We start from the raw sequence: 20,278 nt of genomic DNA on the forward strand, positions 1-20,278 counted from the left end.
CCTGCCACCCTCCCCACCCCATGATCGACACCAGGTCGGGGAAACGGTGACATCAGACCCCCGCCGATGCCGCCACCTCCCCGAACCGGTGTCGATCATGAGCGGGCGGTGAGCCGGTCACGTCAGGGGAGGCGGGGTCGGTGCGGGTGAGGTCGAGCAGGAAGGTCGGGTAGTCCGGCTGCGGGCACGGGTCACCCCGATGGCCGAGCCGCTCGTAGAACGGCGCCGCCCGCTCGTGGTGGGCCTGCCACTCCAGGTGCCGGGCCCGCCCGCCGGCCCAGCGGTGGACCGCGGTGAACAACGAACGGCCCACCCCGTCCCGGCGGCGGTCCGCCCGGACGTACAGGTCGTGCAGGCGTACGGTGCGGTGCGCGTCGCCGGAACGCAGGTGCGGCCCGTGGTCCTGGGCGGCGGCGTACCCGATCAACCCGCCCGCGTCGCTAGCGCCGAGCAGCGCCCAGCGGGGATCGGCCAGCAGCGCGGCGAACCGGAGCCGGTGGGCTTCCGGCGGGTCGTCGCCGACGCGCATGTCCGCCAACATCGGCCAGAGCGCCGGCCAGTCCGGAACACGCAGTTCTCGTACGGTGATCGACATCGGTCCAGGGTGCGCGCGGAGCCGGCATGGCCGCGATCGGGTTTCGCACCGCCGGCCCGGCCCCGGGTGACCCGTCGCCGGGCGGCCATGGCCTGGCGCGGCCCCTCGCTGGGCTGGGCATAGACTGGGCCCATGGGGCGGAGCCGGTGACCAGCGGGAGCGTGACGCACCCGGGCTACACCCATGGCTGCCTCGCCTACGACGACCCGGCCACGCTGCACGCGCTGGCGGTCGCGCAGGTAACCGCCGGTCTGGCCGCCGGTGAGCAGGTCTGGGTGGTCTGTCCGGAGGATCGCGCCACGGTCACCGGCTGGCTGGCCTCGGTCCCCGGGATCGACGCCGCACGCCGGCGGGACGCGCTCCGGCTGGTTCCCGTCGGCGAGGCGTACCGGCACGGCGAGGTCGTCGACCCGGAGCGGCAGGTCCGGGCGTACGTGCGGGCCACCACCGAGGCGCTGACCGCCGGGCACACCGGCCTGCGGGTGCTGGCCGAGGCGACCAGCCTGGTCCGCACGACCGCCCAGCGGGACGCCTTCGCCCGCTACGAGCACCGCATCGACCACTGGATGCGGCACCGGCCGATGTCGGCGGTCTGCGCCTACGACCGCCGGCAACTGGACGACGCGGCGATCGCCGAGCTGGCCTGCCTCCACCCGGAGACCAACGCCGACGTGCTGTTCCGGCTGCACGCCGGCGGCGGCGACTCGGTGGTGGCGCTGGCCGGCGAGCTGGACCCGTCCAACCACCGGGACTTCGCCGCCGCGCTGGAGCGGGCCGACCCGCGCCCGGTGGCGGGCCGGCTCGTGTTCGACGCCGCCGAGCTGCGTTTCGTCGACCACCGCAGCCTGTTGCACCTGCGGGACCACGCCCGCCGGCACGACGCCGTCGCGGTGCTGCGCACGCCGAGCCGCGCCCCGGCCCGGCTGGTCGACCTGCTCGGTCTGTCCGAGGTACGGGTGGAGGTCGTCCGATGAGGAGCGGCGCGGCCTCCGGCCACGTGGGCTACTTCCACGAGGCGTTCGTCTACGACTCCGACGAGGAGCTGCTGGCGGTGGCGCTGCCGTTCCTGCTGGACGGGGTCGCGGCCGGCGAGCCGACGGCGGTGAACCTGGACGAGCGCAACGCCGAGCTGGTGCGCCGGGCGCTGCCGCCGGGCGCCGAGGTCACGTTCCTGCCGGTCGGCGACCTCTACGGCCGGCCCAGTGTCGCGCTGCGCGTCTACCGGGAGCTGCTGGCCTCGTACGTGGCGGCGGGAGCGGCGCAGATCCGGGTGGTCGGCGAACTGCCACCGGTGCTGCTCGGCGCGACCTGGGACTGGTGGGCGCGCTACGAGTCGGCGATCAACCACGCCTACGACGACTTCCCGCTCTGGGGCATCTGCGCCTACGACCGCCGGGACACGCCCGCGCACGTGCTCGCCGACGTGGCGCGTACCCATCCGCTGGTGGCGCGGCCGGACGGCGGGCACGAGGCGGCGGGTCTCTACACCGAGCCGACGAGCTACCTGACCGAGCTCCGGCCGGCGCCGGCGGACCCGGTGCAGCGGACCGCGCCGCTCGTCGAGCTGACCGACCCGACGCCGGCCCGCGCCCGCGCGGAGGTACGCGCCGCCGACCGTGGTCTGCTGACGCCGGACGGCCTCGACGGCCTGGTCATCGCCGTCAGCGAGGTGGTGAGCAACGCGCTGCGCCACGGTGAGCCGCCGGTGTCCCTGCGGCTGTGGCGCGCGCCGGACCGGATCGTGGTGACCGTCCACGACCGGGGCAGCGGCCCCAAGGACCCGTACGCCGGGCTGCTGCCGGCCGGCGACGGTTCCGAAGGCGGGCTGGGCCTGTGGATCAGCCACCAGAGTTGCGACCACGTGACGTACCACCGGGACGCGGGCGGCTTCACCATCCGCCTGACGGCGGGCAACCCGCACTTCCCGGTCTGACCGCGCCGCCGGTCGGCGGGCAGCGGGGCGGGGCGGGGCGAGCCCCGCGCGCGGACGCGGTACCGTAGCGCCTCATCGTGCCCTGCGGGGCGGTCATCCGCCGGCCTGGCGCTGGCGAACCGACGGAGGATGGCGCATGTCCAACGGTGCCGAGCCGTTCGCATCCCACGACGACCTGTCCGCGCGACCGCGGTTCGATCCGGCGTTGCGCGGCTACGACAAACGTCAGGTGGACCGGTACGTCGAGCAGGTCGACGCCGAGGTCGGTGCGCTGACCGCCGCGCGGGACCGGGCGTACGCGCAGGTGCGTGACCTGACCGCGCAGGTGCAGCGGGCGCAGGCCGAGGCGGTGGAGCTGCGCGACCGTCCGACGGCGGTGGACCGGGCGTCCTTCCGCGACCTCGGCCCGATGGTCGACCAGATCCTGGACCTGGCCGAGAAGCAGGCCGGCCAGATCACCGACCTGGCCAACCGGCGCGCGGAGGACGTCCAGGGGCAGGCGGAGAAGCTGCTCGCGGCGGCGCAGGAGCAGGCCGCGCGGGAGCGGCGTGAGCTGGACGAGGAGCTGTCCGCCCGCCGGGCCGAGCAGGAGCGGGTGGACGAGGAGCGGCGGGCCGCCGCGCAGGCGGAGCTGACCGCGGTGCGGGAGCTGGCGGAGAAGCTGCGCGTCGAGGGCCAGGCCGTGCACGACCGGGCCCAGCAGGAGGCGAAGCGGATCAGCGAGCAGAGCGCGCAGCAGGTCGAGCAGGCGCGCTCGGCGTCCGAGGCGCTGGTGAAGGCGGCGCGGACGCAGATCCAGCAGGAGGTCCAGGCCAACCGCAGCAAGGCCCAGCAGGAGCTGGCCCAGTGGCAGGCCACGATGGCCAAGGAACTGGACGAGCGGCGGGCCGCCGCGGAGCAGGAGCTGGCCGATCGGGCCGCCGCCGCCGAGAAGGACATCGCCGCTCTGGTCGCCGAGGCGCAGCAGTACGCCACCGAGGTCCGGGAGCGGGCCGACGAGGAGACGGCGGCGCACCAGGAGCAGCTCGCCGGCGTGCAGCGGGAGATCCAGCAGCGGCAGGAGACGCTGGCCGGGCTCAAGGCGGAGCTGGAGACGGTCTCCCGGCAGCTGGAGGACACGCGCCGAGAGATCGACACCATCGAGCGGACCGGCGCGGAGCTGGAGGAGCGGCTGGTCGGCGTACGCCGGGAGCTGACCACGGAGAGCAAGCGGCTCGACGAGGCGCGGCGCGCGGCGGACCTGGCCGAGCAGCACGCCAAGGACACCCGGGCCCGGGTGCAGCGGGAGGCCAAGCGGGTCGCCGACCTGGCCGCGGCGGCGGTCATGGCGGCCGCGGCGGGCGGCGGGGAGACCGCCGAGTATCCGCAGGTGGCGGTGCGCCCTCCGATCACCGTCCCGGCCGAGGTGACGCCCCGGGCCGTGGACGGGCGGATTGAGCCGGACGCGATCGAGCCGGACCGGTCGGAGCCGCCCGCGGTGGAGCCGATCGTCGAGCGGCTGGACGGGCCGAGCTTCGACGCGTTCGCTGTTCGCACGCCGGCCCCGCGCGGGGTGCCCGAGGCGGAGACCACGGGTACGGACAACGGCGTGCCGGCTACCGCCTGAGCGACCGGCGCCGCCGGTCCGGGCCGGGCCGGCGGCGTCGCATCTTGCCCATCGACCTTGCTATATGCAAATATTTGGATCGATCTGCTGGTGCGTCTCGATCCTTATTCGGGGGTTGACGGGTATGCGGAAGATTTCCTCGATCGGCGCCGCCGTCGTCCTGACCGTCGCCGCGGCGGGCGCCGTGGTGGCCGGTACGGCCGGACCGGCGAGCGCCGGGTGCAGCCACTCGCACTCCAACGTGGACGGCAAGTTCGGCCAGCTGTTCAACGCCACGAACGTCAACATTCGTACCGGCCCGCACACCACCTGCGCCTCGCTGGGCTACGGGCAGCTCAGTCACACGGTCGACTTCCACTGCTTCGCCAGCGGCGACCGGGTCAGCGCCAACGGCCACACCACCTACACGTGGACGTACCTGCGGGACGTCACCACCGGCGTCTCCGGCTGGGTCGCCGACGCGCTGCTGGACAACCTCGGCGGCAACGTCGCCTGCTGACCGGGACCACCCGGCGTGCCCGGAGCGGGCAGAATGACCGGGCATGACCGGCCTGCACCCGCCCGTCGAGCCGTACGCCACCCACCGGATCCCGGTCGGTGACGGCCACGTCCTCTACGTCGAGGAGGTCGGCCGACCGGACGGCGTACCCGTGGTGTTCCTGCACGGCGGGCCCGGCGGCGGCCTGGTGCCGGTGGCCCGCCGGTTCTTCGACCCCGCGCGCCATCGGGCCGTGCTGTTCGACCAGCGTGGTGCCGGGCGCAGCACCCCGCACGGCGAGGTGCGCGCCAACACCACCTGGCATCTGGTGGCCGACGTGGAGACCATCCGGCAGCGGCTGGGCATCGGCTCCTGGCTGGTGTTCGGCGGCTCGTGGGGCACCACGCTCGGCCTGGCGTACGCCCAGACGCACCCGGAGCGGGTGACCGGCCTGGTCCTGCGCGGCGTGCTGCTGCTGCGGCGCAGCGAGCGGGACTGGTTCTACCAGGGCGGACTGCGCCACCTTCAGCCCGAGGAGTGGGAGCGGTTCGTCGCGCCGGTCCCGCCCGACGAGCGCGACGACGTGCTGGCCGCGTACCACAGGCGGCTGCACGGCCCGGACGAGGCGCAGGCCCGGGAGTACGCGCGGGCCTGGGGGCGGTGGGAGGCGGTCAACTCGTCGCTGCGGCCCGACCCGGAGCTGCTCGCCCACTTCACCGCCGACGACCAGGCGCTGCCTGTGGCCCGGATCCTGTCGCACTACGCGGTGCACGGCGGCTTCCTCACCGAGGGCCAGTTGCTCGACGGCGTGGACCGGATCCGGCACCTGCCCGCCGTGATCGTCAACGGCCGCTACGACCTGTGCTGCCCGCCGGTGTCCGCGTACGACCTGGCCCGCCGGTGGCCGGAGGCGACGCTGCGGATCGTGCCGGACGCCGGGCACTCCGCCGCCGAGCCGGGCGTGACCCGGGAGGTGCTGCGCGCCCTGGACGAGGTGACCGCGAGGGTCGGCTGACCGGCGCCGGACCCCCACCGGTCCGCGCCTGGTCATCGGCGACCGCCGCTGGCAGGATCGGCCGGGTGACGGGTGCGCTGTACGCGGTAAGTGACCTCCACGTGTCGTACGCGGAGAACCGCGCGGTGGTGGACGGCCTGCGGCCGGAGACGGCGGACGACTGGCTGATCGTGGCCGGCGACGTCGGCGAGGTCTTCGCCGACGTCGAACGGACGCTGCGGCTGCTGCGCGACCGGTTCGCACGTGTGGTGTGGGCGCCGGGCAACCACGAGCTGTGGACCCACCCCAACGACCCGGTGACGTTGCGCGGGGTGGCCCGCTACGACGCACTGGTGGCGATGTGCCGTGAGCTGGGCGTGCTGACCCCGGAGGACGACTATCCGGTGTGGCGGGGCGCGGGCGGGCCGGTCACCGTCGCGCCGCTGTTCCTGCTCTACGACTACTCGTTCCGGGCCCCCGGCACCACGACGAAGGAGGAGTCGCTGCGCGCGGCGTACGACGCCGGCGTGGTGTGCACCGACGAGATGCTGCTGCACCCCGACCCGTACCCGGACCGGGAATCCTGGTGCGCGGCCCGGCTGGAGCAGACGCGGCTGCGCCTGGAGGCCACCGACCCGGCGCTGCCCACCGTGCTGGCCAGCCACTGGCCGCTGGTACGCCAGCCCACCGAGGTGCTCTGGTTCCCGGAGTTCGCGCAGTGGTGCGGCACCGACCGCACCGCCGACTGGCACGTGCGCCACCGCGCCGCCGTCGCGGTCTACGGCCACCTGCACATCCCGCGCACCACCCACTACGACGGGGTGCGGTTCGAGGAGGTGTCGCTGGGTTACCCGCGCGAGTGGCGACGCCGCGGCGGTGAGCCGGCGCCGATGAAGCGGATCCTCGGATGATCGGGGCGCTGCTGCCGGCCGGGGCGCTGGCCGTCGAGGCGTTCGCCGACGTGCCGGACGAGGCGCCGTACCCGGGCGAGGAGGACCTGGTGGCGCGCGCCGTCGCGGGCCGCCGCCAGGAGTTCGTCACGGCCCGCCGCTGCGCGCGGGAGGCGCTGGCCCGCCTCGGGTACGCCCCGGCGCCGATCCGTCCCGGTCCCCGGCGGGAGCCGGTCTGGCCGACCGGCGTGGTGGGCAGCATCACGCACTGCACCGGCTACCGGGCGGCGGCGTTGGCCCGGGCCGGGACGCTGGCCGGGCTGGGCATCGACGCGGAGCCGCACGAGCCGCTGCCCGACGGGGTGGCGGGCGTGGTTCTCACCGCCGGCGAGCCGGAGCGGCTGGCCGCGCTGCGTGCCGTCGACCCGGCGACGCACTGGGACCGGCTGCTGTTCAGCGCCAAGGAGTCGGTCTACAAGGCGTGGTACCCGCTGACCGGACGCTGGCTCGGGTTCGAGGAGGCGGAGCTGACGTTCGACCGGTCCGGCCGGTTCACCGCCCGGATCCTGGTCGACGGCACCCGCACCGACGGCGGCCCGCCGCTGGACGTCCTGGACGGCCGCTGGCTGGTCGCCGGCGGGCTGCTGCTCACCGCCGTGGCCGTGCCGCACCGACCCTGACCGGCGATACCGCGATTGTTCCGGTTTGCCCGCCCCGACCTGGGGTAGGGCCGAAGGGGCCTGGACATTTCGCTGTAGGAGGACACGTCCTGATGGAATCCAGCAAGCCCACCCAGATCGTCAAGGGTGTCGTCGAAGCCGCCGTCGAGAAGGTCGGCGACGCGCTGACTCCGGACGTGCCGGGCGCACCCGGCAGCGCACCGCCACCACTGGAGGAGCCGACCACGCCGCACGGGCCGCTGCCGCCCAAGGACGAGCAGGGCGCGCCGGACACCCGGACCCCGACCGGCGCCGAGACCGGCGTGCCGAAGATCGCCAAGGGACAGCAGGGCGCGTACCTCACCACCGCCAACGGGGCCCGGCTGCGCGACACCGACCACTCGCTGAAGGCCGGTCCGCGCGGCCCGGTCCTGCTGCAGGACCACCACCTGCGGGAGAAGATCACCCACTTCGACCACGAGCGGATCCCGGAGCGGGTGGTGCACGCCCGGGGCGCGGGCGCGCACGGCACGTTCGTCGCGTACGGCACCGCCGAGGAGGTGACCCGGGCCGGGTTCCTGAAGAAGGGACGCGAGACGCCGGTCTTCGTCCGCTTCTCCACCGTGCTGGGCTCCCGCGGCTCGGCGGACACGGTCCGCGACACCCGCGGCTTCGCCACCAAGTTCTACACCGACGAGGGCACGTTCGACCTCGTCGCCAACAACATCCCGGTCTTCTTCATCCAGGACGCGATCAAGTTCCCGGACGTCATCCACGCCGGCAAGCCGCACCCGGACCGGGAGATCCCGCAGGCGCAGAGCGCCCACGACACGTTCTGGGACTTCGTCTCCCTGCACACCGAGGCGCAGCACCACACCATCTGGAACATGTCCGACCGGGGCATCCCGCGGTCCTACCGGACCATGGAGGGCTTCGGCGTGCACACGTTCCGCCTGGTCGACGAGGCCGGCGCGACGGTGCTGGTCAAGTTCCACTGGAAGCCGAAGCTGGGCGTGCACTCCCTCACCTGGGAGGAGGCGCAGCTCATCGGCGGCATCGACCCGGACTACCACCGTCGCGACCTGTACGACGCGATCGAGGCCGGCGCGTTCCCGGAGTGGGAGCTGGGCATCCAGGTCTTCCCGGACACGCCGGAGGAGACGTTCGCCGGGATCGACCTGCTCGACCCGACGAAGATCGTGCCGGAGGAACTGGCGCCGGTGCAGCCGATCGGCAAGCTCACCCTGAACAAGACGCCGCGCAACTTCTTCGCCGAGACCGAGCAGGTGGCATTCCACGTCGGGCACCTGCCGCCGGGCATCGACGTCACCAACGACCCGCTGTTGCAGGGCCGCCTCTTCTCGTACGTGGACACGCAGCTCACCCGCCTCGGCGGGCCGAACTTCACCCAGATCCCGATCAACCGGCCGCACGCCGACGTCAACGACATGTTCCGTGACGGCTTCCACCAGCACGCGGTCCACGCGGGCGTGGCGCCGTACCGGCCGAACTCGCTCGACGGCGGCAACCCGTTCCCGGCCGGCGACCGGGAACACGCGTTCGTGGACACGCCGGTGACGGTGGCCGAGGCGCCGAAGGTGCGCGCCTCGCCGGCTTCCTTCGACGACCACTACAGCCAGGTACGCCTGTTCTGGCAGAGCATGTCGCCGGTGGAGAAGGAGCACATCATCCGGGCGTACACGTTCGAGCTGGGCAAGTGCTACCACCAGGCGATCAAGGAGCGGCAGCTCCAGTGCCTGGCCAACGTCGACCCGGTGCTGTGCGAGCAGGTCGCGATCGGCCTGGGCCTGCCCGTGCCCCGGCCCACGGTGCCGCCGGCGGAGGTGCAGCCCAGCCCGGCGCTGTCCCAGGTGGGCCGGGAGTGGCCGGCCGACGGCCGGATGGTCGGCATCGTGGTCGACGCCCAGGGCGACATGGGCGACGTGCACGAGGTACGCCGGGCGGTGTTCGCCGCCGGCATGGTGCCGCTGCTGATCGCCGCGCACGGCGGCACCGTCGACGGGCTGCCGGTGCAGCGCACGTTCGCCACCGGCCGCTCGGTCGAGTTCGACGCGGTGCTGCTGGCGGGCTCGCCGGCCCCGGCGCCGGACGCGCTGCCGGCCCGCGACGCCAAGGCCGGCGCGCCGGGCTCCCCCACCGTCGACCCGCGGGTGCTGCTGCTGGTCGAGGAGGCGTGGCGGCACGCCAAGGTGATCGGCGCCTGGGGCGCGGGCGCCGAGGTGCTGCACCAGGCCGGTGTCACCGGCACGCCCGGTGTGGTGACCGGTGGCTCCGGTGCCGAGGTGCTCACCGAGGTACAGCGGCTGATGGCGGCGCACCGGGTCTGGGAGAGGTTTCCGGCCTCGGTCGCCTGATCTCGTCCCGTGCGTGGGGCGGTCCCGGATCCGGGACCGCCCCACGCCCACGTTTGCCGTGGCCCCGCCCGGGAACGAGCAGTGGATGAACGGGCCTGTGGCCGACGAACCGGTCGGCGAGCTGGAACTGGTGCACACCTTCACCGGGGCGATGCCGACCGGGGTGAGCGTGTCGCACACCGGCCGGATCTTCGTGAACTTCCCCAAGTGGGGCGACGAGGTGCCGGCCACCGTCGTGGAGCTGCGCGACGGCCGTGAGGTCCCGTTCCCGGACGCGGACTGGAACGACCCGTCCGGCGACGACGACGCGGGCGCGTTCGTCTCGGTGCAGAGCATCGTGGTCGACCCGGCCGACCGCCTCTGGGTGCTCGACACCGGCAGCCCGATGTTCCAGCCCACGAAGCCGGGCGGGCCGAAGCTGGTCCGCGTCGACCTGGACACCGACTCCGTCGGACAGGTGATCACCTTCCCGGCCGACGTGGCGCTGCCCACGACGTACCTCAACGACGTCCGGTTCGACCTGCGCCGCGGCGAGGCGGGCCTGGCCTACATCACCGACTCGTCCGACTCCGGTCCGAACGGTCTCGTCGTGGTCGACCTCGCCACCGGGGAGTCCTGGCGCCGGCTGCACGAGCACCCGTCCACCAAGGCCGAACCGCTGTCGTCGTTCCGGCCGGTGGTGGAGGGGCGCCCGTTCCTGCAACGCCCGGCCGACGGGCCGGCGAAGCCGGTGTCGATGGGCGCGGACGGCATCGCGATCTCCGCCGACGGCGCCCGGCTCTACTACTGCCCGCTCGCCTCGCGCCGCTGGTACAGCGTGGCCACCGACGCGCTCGCCGACCGGTCACTCGGCGACGACCAGGTCGCCGCCACGGTGGTGGACGAGGGTGACAAGGGCACCGGCTCCGACGGTCTGGAGACCGACGACTCCGGTGCGCTCTACCTGACCGCGTACGAGCACGACGCGGTGCTGCGACGCCGCCCGGACGGCGAGTTCGAGACAGTGGCGCACGATCCGCGCCTGCTCTGGCCGGACACCATGTCGGTCGCCGTCGACGGCCACCTCTACGTCACCGCGAACCAGTTGCACCGGCAGGCGACCTACCAGGGCGGACGGGATCTGCGGCGCAGGCCGTACGCGCTGTTCCGGGTGCCGATCGGCGCCGGACCGGTGCTGCTGCGCTGACCGAGGGCGCACGACGCGTCACGTATCGAAGTGTGTCGTTGACGGCTTAGTTAATACTCTTTAATATTTGGGCCACCTCGAGGAAGACCCCCATCCGCCCCCGTCCCCCGGGAAGGCCCTCGATGCCCAGACCTCACCTCCGGCGGCGCCTGGCCGCCGGAGCGCTCGCGCTGGCCACCACCGCCGCGACGCTCACCCTCACCCCGACCGCCGCCGAGGCGGCGGTGCTGCCGAACAACTTCAAGAGCGTCGGCTACATGCCGTCCTGGAGCGGCAACGTCAACACCATCCAGTACGGCAAGCTCACCCACATCAACTACGCGTTCGTGCTCCCCAACGGCGACGGCAGCCTGCGCCCGGTGGAGAACCCGTCCAAGCTCTCCTCGCTCGTGTCGCTCGGGCACGCCAACAACGTCAAGGTCTCCATCGCCGTGGGCGGCTGGAACGACGGCGACGACTCCGCGTTCGAGGCGCTCGCCGCCAACTCCGGCTCGCGCAGCGCGTTCGTCAACAACCTGATCGCGTTCGTCAGCCAGTACAACCTCGACGGCGTGGACATGGACTGGGAGTACCCCGACCCGGGCGCCTCGGCGAACAACTACACGCTCCTCATGCAGCAACTCGGCAGCGCCCTGCACAGCCGGGGCAAGCTGCTCACCGCCGCCGTGGTCTCCGAGGGCTACTACGTCGACGGGGTGCCCACAGCCGTCTTCGGCTCGGTGGACTGGCTGAACATCATGGCGTACGACGGCGGCAGCCCGCACGCCAACTACGACTGGTCGATCGCCAGCATCAACAGGTGGAAGTCACGCGGCCTGCCCGCCGCCAAGGCGGTGCTCGGCGTGCCCTTCTACAGCCGACCTGGCTACTACACCTACTCGACGCTGGTCGGCATGGACCCGGCGAACGCCAACCGGGACTGCACCACTGTGGGCGGCGCGCAGCAGTGCTACAACGGCGTACCGACCGTCAAGCGCAAGACCCAGTGGGCCATGGCGAACGCCGGCGGGATGATGAACTGGGAGCTGTCGCAGGACACCACCGGTTCGACGTCGCTGGTCAGCGCGATCTACGACACCGTCACCGGCGGTGGCACGCCGCCTCCGTCCGGGCGTACCGGGCCGATCACCGGCATCGGCGGCGCCTGCGTGGACGTGGCGGCCGCGAGCACCGCGAACGGCACCGCGATCCAGCTCTACGGCTGCAACGGCACCGCCGCGCAGAGCTGGACCGTCGGCGGCGACGGCACGCTGCGCGCGCTGGGCAAGTGCCTGGACGTGACGAGCGCCGGCACCGCGAACGGCACCACGATCCAGCTCTGGGACTGCAACGGCACCGGCGCCCAGGTGTGGCAGGCGCAGAGCAACGGCACGCTGCGCAACCCGGCGTCGGGCCGGTGCCTGGACGCCACCGGCAACAGCTCCGCCAACGGCACCCGGTTGCAGATCTGGGACTGCTTCGGCGGCGCCAACCAGGTCTGGCGGCTGCCGGCCTGACCGCGGCTTCCCCGCCGGGCCGCCCGGCCCGGCGGGGACCGGCCTCACCAGCGGTTGCGGGCCTCCTCGGCCCAGCCGACCAGGCCGTCCAGATCCACCCGCTCGCCGTCGTCGGTCGCCGCCCAGCCGGTGAAGTGCCCGAAGCACTGGTGCGTCTCCCCGGCCAGGACCACCAGATTGGTCCGCGCCACCCGCTCGTGGAACGGGTGGAACGCCACGTCCACCCGGTCGCCGGTGATCCGCCACGGCCGCAGCCAGTCGGCGCGGTCGTACTCCCAGGTCAGGTCCGCGCCGATCTTGTGCAGCCGCCCGTCGACGAACACCGCGTTCTCGGTCGAGCCGGTGCCGTCGGTCCACTTGCCGCCGAGCTGGATCGACCGGCCCGGCCCGCTGCCGGCCGCCCAGTTCCACCGCACCGCGTACCGCCACTTGCCCCGGCCGTGGTCGAGCGCCGCGTACGACCCCTCCCCCACCGGGTACGCCGTGCCGTCCACCGTGAGCGTGCCGTGCACCGGCCGGCCGATGTCCTTGACCGTGTACTGGAACCGGCGGGTGCTCCACGGCACCACCACGCCGAGCGACTCGTGCCCCGGCGGCAGCGGCACGGTCAGGTCCACCTCGACGCCGGGTGCGGCGGCCCGCAGCGTACTGCCGTCCGGGCCCTGGTCCACCGCGACGGTGAGGTTCCCGCCCCGGGCGCGGACCGCACCGGAGCCGCTGACCGGCGGCAGCACAGTGCCCCGGGCGAACGGCACCACCGCCTCCGCCGTCGTCTCCCGGCCGGTACGCCGGTCGAGCAGGTAGAGGCTCTGCACCCCGGCGTAGTCCAGCGACGACGCGACCAGGCCGAGGATGTGCGTCGGCGTGACCACGCCCCAGTGCTCCCACCGCTTGGCCCGGCCCCAGCCGCGCAGGTTCGCCCGGTGCAGTGGCCGGCGGCTCCAGCCGACCGCGTCCGGGTTCAGCCGCCCGTCCGGCCGGCACAGGTCGACCGGCTCGGTGATCTCCCGCTCATGCGTCATCGCCGCAGGCTACCGACGACGGCGCCGGCCCGGCGGGCGGCCTGGGCGGCCGTCCCGCCGGGCCGTCGCGTCAGCGTCCCTGCTTGGCGCGGCAGATCTCCACCGGCACCGCCGGCGCGCCGTCGACCGGCGCCGGGTCCTCCGGGGTGGGCGCGATGCCGCCGGCCGAGATCCGGTCCAGCGTGGCCAGCCCGGCCGCGTCGACCTGGCCGAAGACGGTGTAGTTCGGGCGCAGCGCCGAGTCGGCCTGGACCAGGAAGAACTGGCTGCCGTTGGTGTCCGGACCGGCGTTGGCCATGGCGAGGGTGCCGCGCGCGTACAGGCGGCGTACGCCGGTCGGGTCGGTCGGCGCGGGCGGCAGGTCGGTGGGCAGCTCGTCGCGGTAGCGGTACCCCGGGCCGCCCTCGCCGGTGCCGGACGGGTCGCCGCACTGGAGGACCGTCAGCGTCGGGTACGCGGTGAGCCGGTGGCAGGGCGTCCGGTCGTAGAAGCGCTTGCGGACCAGGTGCAGGAAGCTCTGCACCGTGCACGGCGCCTGCTCGCGGTCCAGCGTCAGCCCGATCGGTCCCTGGTTGGTGCGCAGCGTGACCCGCACGGTGCCCCGGTCCGGCGTCCGGCGCGGGTCCGGCGGCAGCGGCACCGGACGGGCGGCCGGCTCGTCCGGCGTGGGCGTGTACGCGCACGGCCCCTTGGTCGGCGCGGGATCGGCGGCCGGTGCCGCCGTCGCGGCGACACCTGCGGCGGCGACGATCGTCGCGGCGGCCACGCTCACCCCGGCGAGGCGGGCCAGCAGGGGTAAGGCGGCGTGCGTTCGGGTTTCGCTCGACACGGTGGTCCTCCCTGGACTCGTGGTACCAGAACGACCGGAGTCTATGGACCGGGTGCGACGATGTCGACGCGAACGCGGGGCGGGTCGGCGGGAAAGTCGGTTGCCGGCCGGGGCCACCTCCGGGAGGCTGAGCCGCATGACGTTCTGACGGATCGCACCCAGCCCGCAGGCCCTCGCCGCCTGCCGTTCCCCGCCTCTCTTTCCGCAGAAACGAGCGTCTGTGTCCGCGTACCCCTCCGGGCGGGCCGTCGTGCCCGCCACCGTCTCCGTCTTCTCCTCCCCCGGCAGCTGGATCGAGTCCGCCGCGCTCGACCAGTGCCGCCAGGTCGCCGCCCTGGACGGCATGGCACACGTCGCCGCCATGCCGGACCTGCACCCCGGCAAGGGCGCGCCGATCGGCGCCGCGATGTCCTCGACGGTGCTCTACCCGTTCCTGGTCGGCTCCGACATCGGGTGCGGCATCGCGGTGTTCCCGATCGCGCTGCGCCGGGTCGTACCCGAACGGCTCGCGGCCCGGTTCCCCGACCTGGACCGGGCGCTCGACCCGGACGCCGACGACCCGGCCTGGTCGGTGCTGGACGGCGACATCCCTGACGGCCACCTCGACGGGCTCGGCACGGTCGGGCGCGGCAATCACTTCGTCGAGCTGGCCCGCGTCGGGCCGGTCCTCGCGGCGGAGCACGCCGCGCGGCTCGGGCTGGCCGCCGGCGACCTGGTGCTCGTCGTGCACTCCGGCTCGCGCGGGCTGGGCGAACGGATCCTGCGCGAGCACACCGAGGCGCACGGCGCCGGTCCCGCGCCCGACCCGGACGCCTACCTGGCCCGGCACGACGCCGCCGTACGGTGGGGTTCGCTCAACCGGCGGCTGCTGGCCGCGCGGGTCGCGTACGCGCTCGGCGCCGAACCGGCCGAGCCGGTCGTCGACCAGTGCCACAACCTCGTCGAGGTCCGCGACGGACGCTACCTGCACCGCAAGGGCGCGGCGCCGGGCGACGGCCGGGACGTGCTGATCGCCGGCACCCGTGGTACGCCCTCCTACCTGGTGGCGGCGCACGCCGGCCCGGACGCCGGCTACTCGGTGGCGCACGGCGCCGGGCGCAAGATGTCCCGCGCCGACGCGCTGCGCCGAGGGCGGGCCAAGCACACCGTCCAGGAGCTGCGGCGTACGCCGGTCGGCTCGATAGTGGTGTGCGGCGACCGGCAGTTGCTGTTCGAGGAGGCGCCCACCGCGTACAAGCGCATCGAGCAGGTGATCGGCGACCTGGTGGCACACGACCTCGCCACTCCGGTCACGACCACGATTCCGCTGGTCACGTACAAGACGCCGGACGTGGGCCGCCGCGACGAGCGCCGGAAGGGCCGCCGGTGACCGAGCTGCTGCTGTCCGCCGGGCGCGGACCTGCCGAGTGCGCGTGGGCGCTGGCCCGGCTGCTGTCCCGCCTGGAGGGCGAGGCGACCCGGCGGGGTCTGCGTACCGACCGGGTCGAGACGGTGGCCGGCGACCGGGCGGGCACCTACCGGTCGGTGCTGGTCCGGATCACCGGCGCCGGGGCGGAGGGCTTCGCGGCCGGGTGGACCGGCACGCTCTGCTGGCAGGCGCCCAGCCCGTACCGGACGGGCCACGGACGGAAGAACTGGTACGTCACCGCGCGGACGTGCCGGACCGACGTGCTGGTCACGCCGTTCGACGAGGCCGACGTCGAGTTCGTGCCGTGCCGCACCGGCGGGCCGGGCGGCCAGCACCGCAACAAGGCCAGCACCGCCGTCCGCGCCACGCACCGCCCGTCGGGGCGGACCGTGGTGGTCGACACCGAACGGCACCTGCACCTCAACCGCCGTATCGCGGTCGAGCTGCTGCGGCAGCGGATCGCCGCCGACGACGAGGCGGCCCGGCGCGCGGGTGTCGACGCCCGCTGGCGGATCCACGACGAGCTGGTGCGCGGCGACCCGGTACGGGTGGAGCGGCCCTGACGCGGCCCGATCCGTCGTCGCTGACCGGTCCGGCTACCGTGGGCGCGGCGGACGGGCGGCCCCGGCCCGCCGACGTGGCGCGCGAGGAGGACGGATGCGACGGAGAAGGACCGGTCTGATGGCGGCGCTGGCGACGGGGGTCCTCTCGCTCGCCTCCTGCGGCGGCGGGGATGCCGGCACCGATCCCGAGACCTACCTCCGCGACGCGATGCGCGAGGCCGTGTCCGTCAAGCAGGAGACCGGGCAGTTCCCCCGGGGCGTGAGCGATCTGTCGGTCGCGGACTACGACGGCGTCGGCGTCGTCACGTTCGTCACCGACAACGACGCGTCCGCGCTCTGCGTGCAGCTGTCCGTGCCGGACGCCAAGCGCAGCGTGTACTCCGCCGACCCCGGACAGGTCGCCGACGGCGCCTGCGACATGGACCGCGTCCGGTGAACCCGCTCGTGCAGCGTTTCCGCGCCGTGGTCGCGATGTGGATCTTCGTCGGCTGGGGCGGGTTCCTGCTGGCCGGGTTCCTCGGCCTCGCCCTGCTCACCCAGACGGGTCCGTTCGCGGCCGCGTCGAGCTTCTCCGCCGCCGCCGAGTTCGCCCCCGGCGCCGAGATCAAGGTGCGGGACACCGGCGTACGCCCCGGCAACATCCTGATCCTCGCCACCCCCGCCACAGTCGATCCCGCCACCGTCCGGTGCACCGCGAAGAGCCGGGTCTACTCCACCGGCGAGCAGCGGACCAGGGAGCTGACCGGCGCCCGGCCCGAGGGGACCGCGGCGGTGATGCGCGACCGCGGCGACGCACGGCAGTTCACTCCGGTGCTGGCCACCGAGGGCACCGGCTGGATGGAGACCGACTTCGTGAGCTGCACCGGCGCCGGTGCGGAGGCGTTCGCGCTGACCACCGCCAAGGGCATCCAGAGCGACAGGTTCCGGCTCGGCGCCGGACTGCTGCTCATGCTGCTCGCCCCGGTGCTCGCCGGGCTCGGCTGCCTCGCGCTGTACCTCACCCGGAAGTGGAACCGGGAGGCGGCTCTGCGCGGCGGCTCCACGAGTTGGCCCTACCGGTGACCGGGGTGCGCCTGTACGTGGGCTGTGCGATGTGGACGCACAAGTCCTGGTCCGGCCGCTTCCTGCCGCACCCGCTGCCCGCGCACGAGCGGCTGCGCGCGTACGCGGGGTGGTGCGACGCCGTGGAGGGCAACACCACGTTCTACGCGACCCCGGCCCGGGAGACGGTGGCGTCCTGGGCCGAGCAGACCGATCCGGGTTTCCGTTTCCTGCCGAAGCTGCCGAAGGTGGTCACGCACGAGCGCCGGCTCACCGGCGGCGAGGCGGAACTGCGGGCGTTCCTGCACGCGATGGAGCCGCTCGGTCCCCGGGCAGACGCGCTCTGGATCCAGTTGCCCGGCTCGTTCGGCCCCGGTGACGTGCCCGACCTGGACCGGTTCCTGCGCACGCTGCCCGCCACCCACAGGTACGCCGTCGAGGTCCGCCATCCCGCCTTCTTCACCGAGGCCGGTGCCGTACGCGCGCTGGAGGCCACGCTGCACCAGCACGGAGCGGAGTGGATCCCGTTCGACACCACAGCGTTCTTCCGGACGCCGCCGACGAGCGACGCGGAGCGGGAGGCGTGGACCCGCAAGCCTCGCCTGCCCCCGCGTACCCGAGCGCTGACCGACCGGCCGATCGTGCGCTACCTGGGCCGGGACGACCCGGCCCGCACCGTCGAGGGCTGGCAGCCGTGGCTGGACGTGGTCACCGGCTGGCTGCGCGAGGGCCGCTCCCCGACCGTGTTCGTGCACACGCCGGACAACGCGGACGCGCCCGAGCTGGCCCGTCGCTTCCACGACCAGGTCCGCGAGCGGGTGCCCGGGCTCGCGCCGCTGCCGGAGCCGGCGCCGGTCGGCCCGGCCACGCTGTTCTGAGCGCCGGGTGGCATCGCCGGCGCGGCCGGGCTGTGTCGAGGCGTGGGCCGTGGACACCGCGGGCCGGGCTGAGCGCCGGGTGGGATCGCCGGCCCGGCCGGGCACACGCGCACCCGGCCGGACGGCCCGCGCAGCCCGGCCCCGCAGACCCGGCGCCGGACCTCAGCCCGGCCGGCCGCCCTCGGGCGGGGGCAGGCGGTCGTCGTACACGCCGGACCGGCCCGCGTACCGCTCGCCGCGCAGGAACGGCAGCGGGTTCGGGGTGCAGCCGTGCAGGCCGAGTGTCTGCTGCTGCATCACCGGCGCCGGACGTCCCCGCCCCGGGCAGCGCTCGTGCCCGTGACCCAGGCGGTGGCCGACCTCGTGGTTGACCACATACCGGCGGTACGCGGCGATGTCGCTCCCGTAGGCGGGCGCGCCGCGCACCCAGCGGGCCACGTTCACCACCACCCGGTCCCCGCGCCGGCAGGACGTGTACCGGTCCGGCCCGTCCCCGCACAGGTCGTCGCGCGTACCGGGGGTGGCGAGGTAGACGGTGAAGTCGGCGGGCCCGCCGGTGCCGACGCGACGCAGGGCGATCCGTCCGTCCGTCGTCCAGCCACCCGGGCCGGTGAGGATGCCGGTGACCTGCGCCGCGAAATCGGCCGGTGGCAGACCCGTGATGTCGCGCTCCACCGCCACCCGGTAGCGCAGCAGCCGGCCCGTACCCCTTGTGGTGGCCGGCTCGGCGGCGGCGAACCGCCATCGGTTGCCGCCGTCGGCGGGATAGCCGATCCGCGCCGGCCGGGACCGGGCGGGCGCCGCCGCCGACGCGGCCGGCGCGGCGGCGGACGGCCCGGCCGGCCCGGACAGCGCGACTGCGGGCTGGTCGGCGACCGCCGGTGTGCAGCCGGCCAGCGACACCGCCAGCGCGATCACCGCCGCGCCGCCGCCTGTCCGCTCCACGGTCCTGGTCATCTCGTCTCCCCTCGGCGCCCGGTCGGGGGCGCGGGGATGAGGACGGGTGACCCGTCGCGAAAGTTGGTCCGGCGGGGACTCAACCTTTTCCGCGTCTCGCACGTCCCTACCGGGGTGAGAGGTGCAGAGGACCGGCATGGCCCGGGGTGACGCGGAGTTCGTCGAGTTCGCGCGGGCGTCCTCCGCGCGGCTGACGCACGCCGCCTTCCTCATGACCGGCAACCACCACCACGCCGAGGACGCCGCCCAGACCGCGCTCGTGCGCACGTACGCGTCCTGGTCCCGGATCCGCAACGGCGACCCGTACGGCTACGCCCGGTCGGTGCTGGTGAACCACCTCGTCGACACCTGGCGGCGGCCGATCCGCGAGTACCCGAGCGACGACCTCCCGGAGCGGCGCGGCGGCGACATGGCCGAGGAGGTGGCGACGCGGCGGTGGCTGGTCACCGCGCTCGGCACGCTCACCGCGCGCGAACGCGCCGTCGTCGTCCTGCGCCACTACTTCGACCTGCCGGAGGCCCAGGTGGCCCGCGAACTCGACGTGTCCGTCGGCACCGTCAAGAGCACCTCGTCCCGGGCGCTGGAGAAGCTGCGTACCGCCGGTCTGTCCGCGCCTCGACCGCAGGAGACGTGCCGGTGACCGAGATGGACGAACTGCGCCGCGCGATGCGGGCGACCGAGCGGGCCGACGGCCTGGACATCGCGGACATCATGCGCCGGGGACGTCGGCTGCGCCGCCGCCGGCGGATCGGCGCCGGGGTCGCGGCGGCGGTGGCAACCATCGCTGTGGCCGTCGGGGTCGACGCCGTGGCGACGCGGCCCGGCCCGCCGGACCTCCCGGCCGGGGAGCCGGTCGCCACCGCGTCCACCGGCACTCCCCCACCCACGCCGACCGCCGCGCCGGCCCCGACCGAGTCGCCGCTGCGGCCGCTCGGGACGGTGGTGGACAGCGGCATCCGGTACGGCGCCGACGCGCGCGTGTTCTTCATGGTCCCGGTCGACGTGCCGGAACTGCCGCGCGTGACGATCGGCCTGGTCGCCGGGCGGCGCGCGCCGGACGGCCACCTGACCTCCGACTTCCTGGTCAACGACGTGTCCGGCAGCGACCGCCGGGCCGGGTTCCACGAGATCGGGTACGACCAGCAGCGAGTGCCCACCGACACGTCGATACCGACGTTCGGCTATTTCGTCGGCCCGGCGGCACGCATCGTCGGGACAGTCGACGGCCGGCAGGTCGAGGCGAAGCTGGCCAGGTGGAGCGAGGACCCCGAGGTGGTGATCTTCTGGTTCGATCCGGAGACGCTCACTCCGGGAACCCCGCTGGACGGCATCATCGCCCGAGACCCCCAGGGCCACCGCCTGTAGCCC

General features: G+C 74.2%; 21 protein-coding genes. 17 read left to right on the top strand and 4 right to left on the bottom strand.

Annotation, left to right across the window (positions count from 1 at the left end):
• Nucleotides 1-52: 52 nt before the first annotated feature.
• Nucleotides 53-595: a GNAT family N-acetyltransferase gene (locus F8279_RS23250; RefSeq protein ID WP_151501055.1), complete on the bottom strand. Its 543-nt coding sequence runs from the start codon at nt 593-595 to the stop codon at nt 53-55.
• A gap of 146 nt (nt 596-741) precedes the next feature.
• Between F8279_RS23250 and F8279_RS23255 the strand changes: the two genes are divergently transcribed.
• The 10 genes from F8279_RS23255 to F8279_RS23300 all read left to right on the top strand — a co-directional run bounded on the left by F8279_RS23255 (nt 742) and on the right by F8279_RS23300 (nt 12,212).
• The gene (locus F8279_RS23255) at nt 742-1,569 is read left to right on the top strand and encodes an MEDS domain-containing protein (protein ID WP_151501056.1); all 828 of its coding nucleotides are present in this window, start codon (nt 742-744) and stop codon (nt 1,567-1,569) included.
• Nucleotides 1,566-2,528, top strand: a complete 963-nt coding sequence (locus tag F8279_RS23260) for an anti-sigma factor RsbA family regulatory protein (protein ID WP_091423526.1) — start codon at nt 1,566-1,568, stop codon at nt 2,526-2,528. The genes F8279_RS23255 and F8279_RS23260 overlap by 4 nt, the downstream gene beginning before the upstream one ends.
• A gap of 136 nt (nt 2,529-2,664) precedes the next feature.
• Complete coding sequence (locus tag F8279_RS23265) at nt 2,665-4,134, top strand: DivIVA domain-containing protein (RefSeq protein WP_151501057.1); 1,470 nt, start codon at nt 2,665-2,667, stop codon at nt 4,132-4,134.
• 124 nt (nt 4,135-4,258) lie between these two features.
• Nucleotides 4,259-4,633, top strand: coding sequence for a hypothetical protein (locus tag F8279_RS23270; protein ID WP_091423520.1), 375 nt, complete (start codon nt 4,259-4,261; stop codon nt 4,631-4,633).
• A gap of 43 nt (nt 4,634-4,676) precedes the next feature.
• The gene (gene pip, locus F8279_RS23275) at nt 4,677-5,627 is read left to right on the top strand and encodes a prolyl aminopeptidase (RefSeq protein ID WP_151501058.1); all 951 of its coding nucleotides are present in this window, start codon (nt 4,677-4,679) and stop codon (nt 5,625-5,627) included.
• Nucleotides 5,628-5,692: 65 nt separating this feature from the next.
• Complete coding sequence (locus F8279_RS23280; protein WP_151501059.1) at nt 5,693-6,517, top strand: metallophosphoesterase; 825 nt, start codon at nt 5,693-5,695, stop codon at nt 6,515-6,517.
• On the top strand, nt 6,514-7,176 hold the full coding sequence (locus F8279_RS23285; RefSeq protein WP_151501060.1) for a 4'-phosphopantetheinyl transferase: 663 nt from the start codon (nt 6,514-6,516) through the stop codon (nt 7,174-7,176). Before F8279_RS23280 ends, F8279_RS23285 begins: the two co-directional genes overlap by 4 nt.
• 92 nt (nt 7,177-7,268) lie before the next feature.
• Nucleotides 7,269-9,530 carry a catalase gene (locus F8279_RS23290; RefSeq protein ID WP_151501061.1) on the top strand — a complete coding sequence of 754 codons (2,262 nt, stop codon included), beginning with the start codon at nt 7,269-7,271 and terminating at the stop codon, nt 9,528-9,530.
• 85 nt (nt 9,531-9,615) lie between these two features.
• Entirely contained in the window at nt 9,616-10,716 is a 1,101-nt protein-coding gene (locus F8279_RS23295) for an L-dopachrome tautomerase-related protein (RefSeq protein ID WP_151501062.1), read from the top strand.
• A 122-nt stretch (nt 10,717-10,838) separates the two neighbouring features.
• Nucleotides 10,839-12,212, top strand: coding sequence for a glycosyl hydrolase family 18 protein (locus F8279_RS23300; protein WP_151501063.1), 1,374 nt, complete (start codon nt 10,839-10,841; stop codon nt 12,210-12,212).
• 44 nt (nt 12,213-12,256) lie between these two features.
• Here F8279_RS23300 and F8279_RS23305 read toward each other — a convergent pair whose 3' ends face one another.
• Nucleotides 12,257-13,234 (bottom strand): DUF2804 domain-containing protein, encoded by a 978-nt coding sequence (locus F8279_RS23305; protein WP_151501064.1) that lies wholly within the window; start codon nt 13,232-13,234, stop codon nt 12,257-12,259.
• Between the two features lie 70 nt (nt 13,235-13,304).
• On the bottom strand, nt 13,305-14,063 hold the full coding sequence (locus F8279_RS23310) for a peptidylprolyl isomerase (protein ID WP_013474698.1): 759 nt from the start codon (nt 14,061-14,063) through the stop codon (nt 13,305-13,307).
• Nucleotides 14,064-14,283: 220 nt separating this feature from the next.
• On the opposite strand from F8279_RS23310, the gene F8279_RS23315 reads away from it, so the two are divergent.
• The 5 genes from F8279_RS23315 to F8279_RS23335 all read left to right on the top strand — a co-directional run bounded on the left by F8279_RS23315 (nt 14,284) and on the right by F8279_RS23335 (nt 17,953).
• Nucleotides 14,284-15,432 carry an RNA ligase RtcB family protein gene (locus tag F8279_RS23315; protein WP_091423493.1) on the top strand — a complete coding sequence of 383 codons (1,149 nt, stop codon included), beginning with the start codon at nt 14,284-14,286 and terminating at the stop codon, nt 15,430-15,432.
• Nucleotides 15,429-16,034 (top strand): peptide chain release factor H, encoded by a 606-nt coding sequence (gene prfH / locus F8279_RS23320; protein ID WP_091423490.1) that lies wholly within the window; start codon nt 15,429-15,431, stop codon nt 16,032-16,034. Before F8279_RS23315 ends, prfH begins: the two co-directional genes overlap by 4 nt.
• Before the next feature lie 94 nt (nt 16,035-16,128).
• A complete protein-coding gene (locus tag F8279_RS23325; protein ID WP_151501065.1) occupies nt 16,129-16,470 on the top strand; it encodes a hypothetical protein in 342 nt (113 codons plus the stop codon).
• Nucleotides 16,467-17,096, top strand: a complete 630-nt coding sequence (locus F8279_RS23330) for a hypothetical protein (protein ID WP_151501066.1) — start codon at nt 16,467-16,469, stop codon at nt 17,094-17,096. Before F8279_RS23325 ends, F8279_RS23330 begins: the two co-directional genes overlap by 4 nt.
• Nucleotides 17,097-17,125: 29 nt before the next feature.
• Complete coding sequence (locus F8279_RS23335; RefSeq protein ID WP_091424495.1) at nt 17,126-17,953, top strand: DUF72 domain-containing protein; 828 nt, start codon at nt 17,126-17,128, stop codon at nt 17,951-17,953.
• Nucleotides 17,954-18,115: 162 nt separating this feature from the next.
• On the opposite strand, the gene F8279_RS23340 is transcribed toward F8279_RS23335, so the two are convergent.
• A complete protein-coding gene (locus tag F8279_RS23340; RefSeq protein WP_151501067.1) occupies nt 18,116-18,910 on the bottom strand; it encodes a DUF3152 domain-containing protein in 795 nt (264 codons plus the stop codon).
• 121 nt (nt 18,911-19,031) lie between these two features.
• Here F8279_RS23340 and F8279_RS23345 point away from each other — a divergent pair, with 121 nt between their 5' ends.
• The gene (locus tag F8279_RS23345) at nt 19,032-19,550 is read left to right on the top strand and encodes a SigE family RNA polymerase sigma factor (protein WP_225853382.1); all 519 of its coding nucleotides are present in this window, start codon (nt 19,032-19,034) and stop codon (nt 19,548-19,550) included.
• Between the two features lie 5 nt (nt 19,551-19,555).
• Complete coding sequence (locus tag F8279_RS23350; protein WP_225853383.1) at nt 19,556-20,275, top strand: hypothetical protein; 720 nt, start codon at nt 19,556-19,558, stop codon at nt 20,273-20,275.
• Nucleotides 20,276-20,278: the final 3 nt, after the last annotated feature.

Source organism: Micromonospora sp. AMSO1212t, from assembly GCF_008868145.1.
Taxonomy (GTDB): Bacteria; Actinomycetota; Actinomycetes; order Mycobacteriales; family Micromonosporaceae; genus Micromonospora; species Micromonospora tulbaghiae.

Excerpts from the sequence above, each read along its gene's own strand:
- F8279_RS23340 (WP_151501067.1), bottom strand. The coding sequence starts at position 18,910 with ATGACCAGGACCGTGGAGCGGACAGGCGGCGGCGCGGCGGTGATCGCG.
- pip (WP_151501058.1), top strand. The coding sequence starts at position 4,677 with ATGACCGGCCTGCACCCGCCCGTCGAGCCGTACGCCACCCACCGGATC.
- F8279_RS23350 (WP_225853383.1), top strand. The coding sequence starts at position 19,556 with ATGGACGAACTGCGCCGCGCGATGCGGGCGACCGAGCGGGCCGACGGC.
- F8279_RS23325 (WP_151501065.1), top strand. The coding sequence starts at position 16,129 with ATGCGACGGAGAAGGACCGGTCTGATGGCGGCGCTGGCGACGGGGGTC.
- F8279_RS23270 (WP_091423520.1), top strand. The coding sequence starts at position 4,259 with ATGCGGAAGATTTCCTCGATCGGCGCCGCCGTCGTCCTGACCGTCGCC.
- F8279_RS23285 (WP_151501060.1), top strand. The coding sequence starts at position 6,514 with ATGATCGGGGCGCTGCTGCCGGCCGGGGCGCTGGCCGTCGAGGCGTTC.
- F8279_RS23265 (WP_151501057.1), top strand. The coding sequence starts at position 2,665 with ATGTCCAACGGTGCCGAGCCGTTCGCATCCCACGACGACCTGTCCGCG.
- F8279_RS23295 (WP_151501062.1), top strand. The coding sequence starts at position 9,616 with ATGAACGGGCCTGTGGCCGACGAACCGGTCGGCGAGCTGGAACTGGTG.
- F8279_RS23305 (WP_151501064.1), bottom strand. The coding sequence starts at position 13,234 with ATGACGCATGAGCGGGAGATCACCGAGCCGGTCGACCTGTGCCGGCCG.
- F8279_RS23290 (WP_151501061.1), top strand. The coding sequence starts at position 7,269 with ATGGAATCCAGCAAGCCCACCCAGATCGTCAAGGGTGTCGTCGAAGCC.
- F8279_RS23300 (WP_151501063.1), top strand. The coding sequence starts at position 10,839 with ATGCCCAGACCTCACCTCCGGCGGCGCCTGGCCGCCGGAGCGCTCGCG.
- F8279_RS23260 (WP_091423526.1), top strand. The coding sequence starts at position 1,566 with ATGAGGAGCGGCGCGGCCTCCGGCCACGTGGGCTACTTCCACGAGGCG.
- F8279_RS23250 (WP_151501055.1), bottom strand. The coding sequence starts at position 595 with ATGTCGATCACCGTACGAGAACTGCGTGTTCCGGACTGGCCGGCGCTC.
- F8279_RS23335 (WP_091424495.1), top strand. The coding sequence starts at position 17,126 with ATGTGGACGCACAAGTCCTGGTCCGGCCGCTTCCTGCCGCACCCGCTG.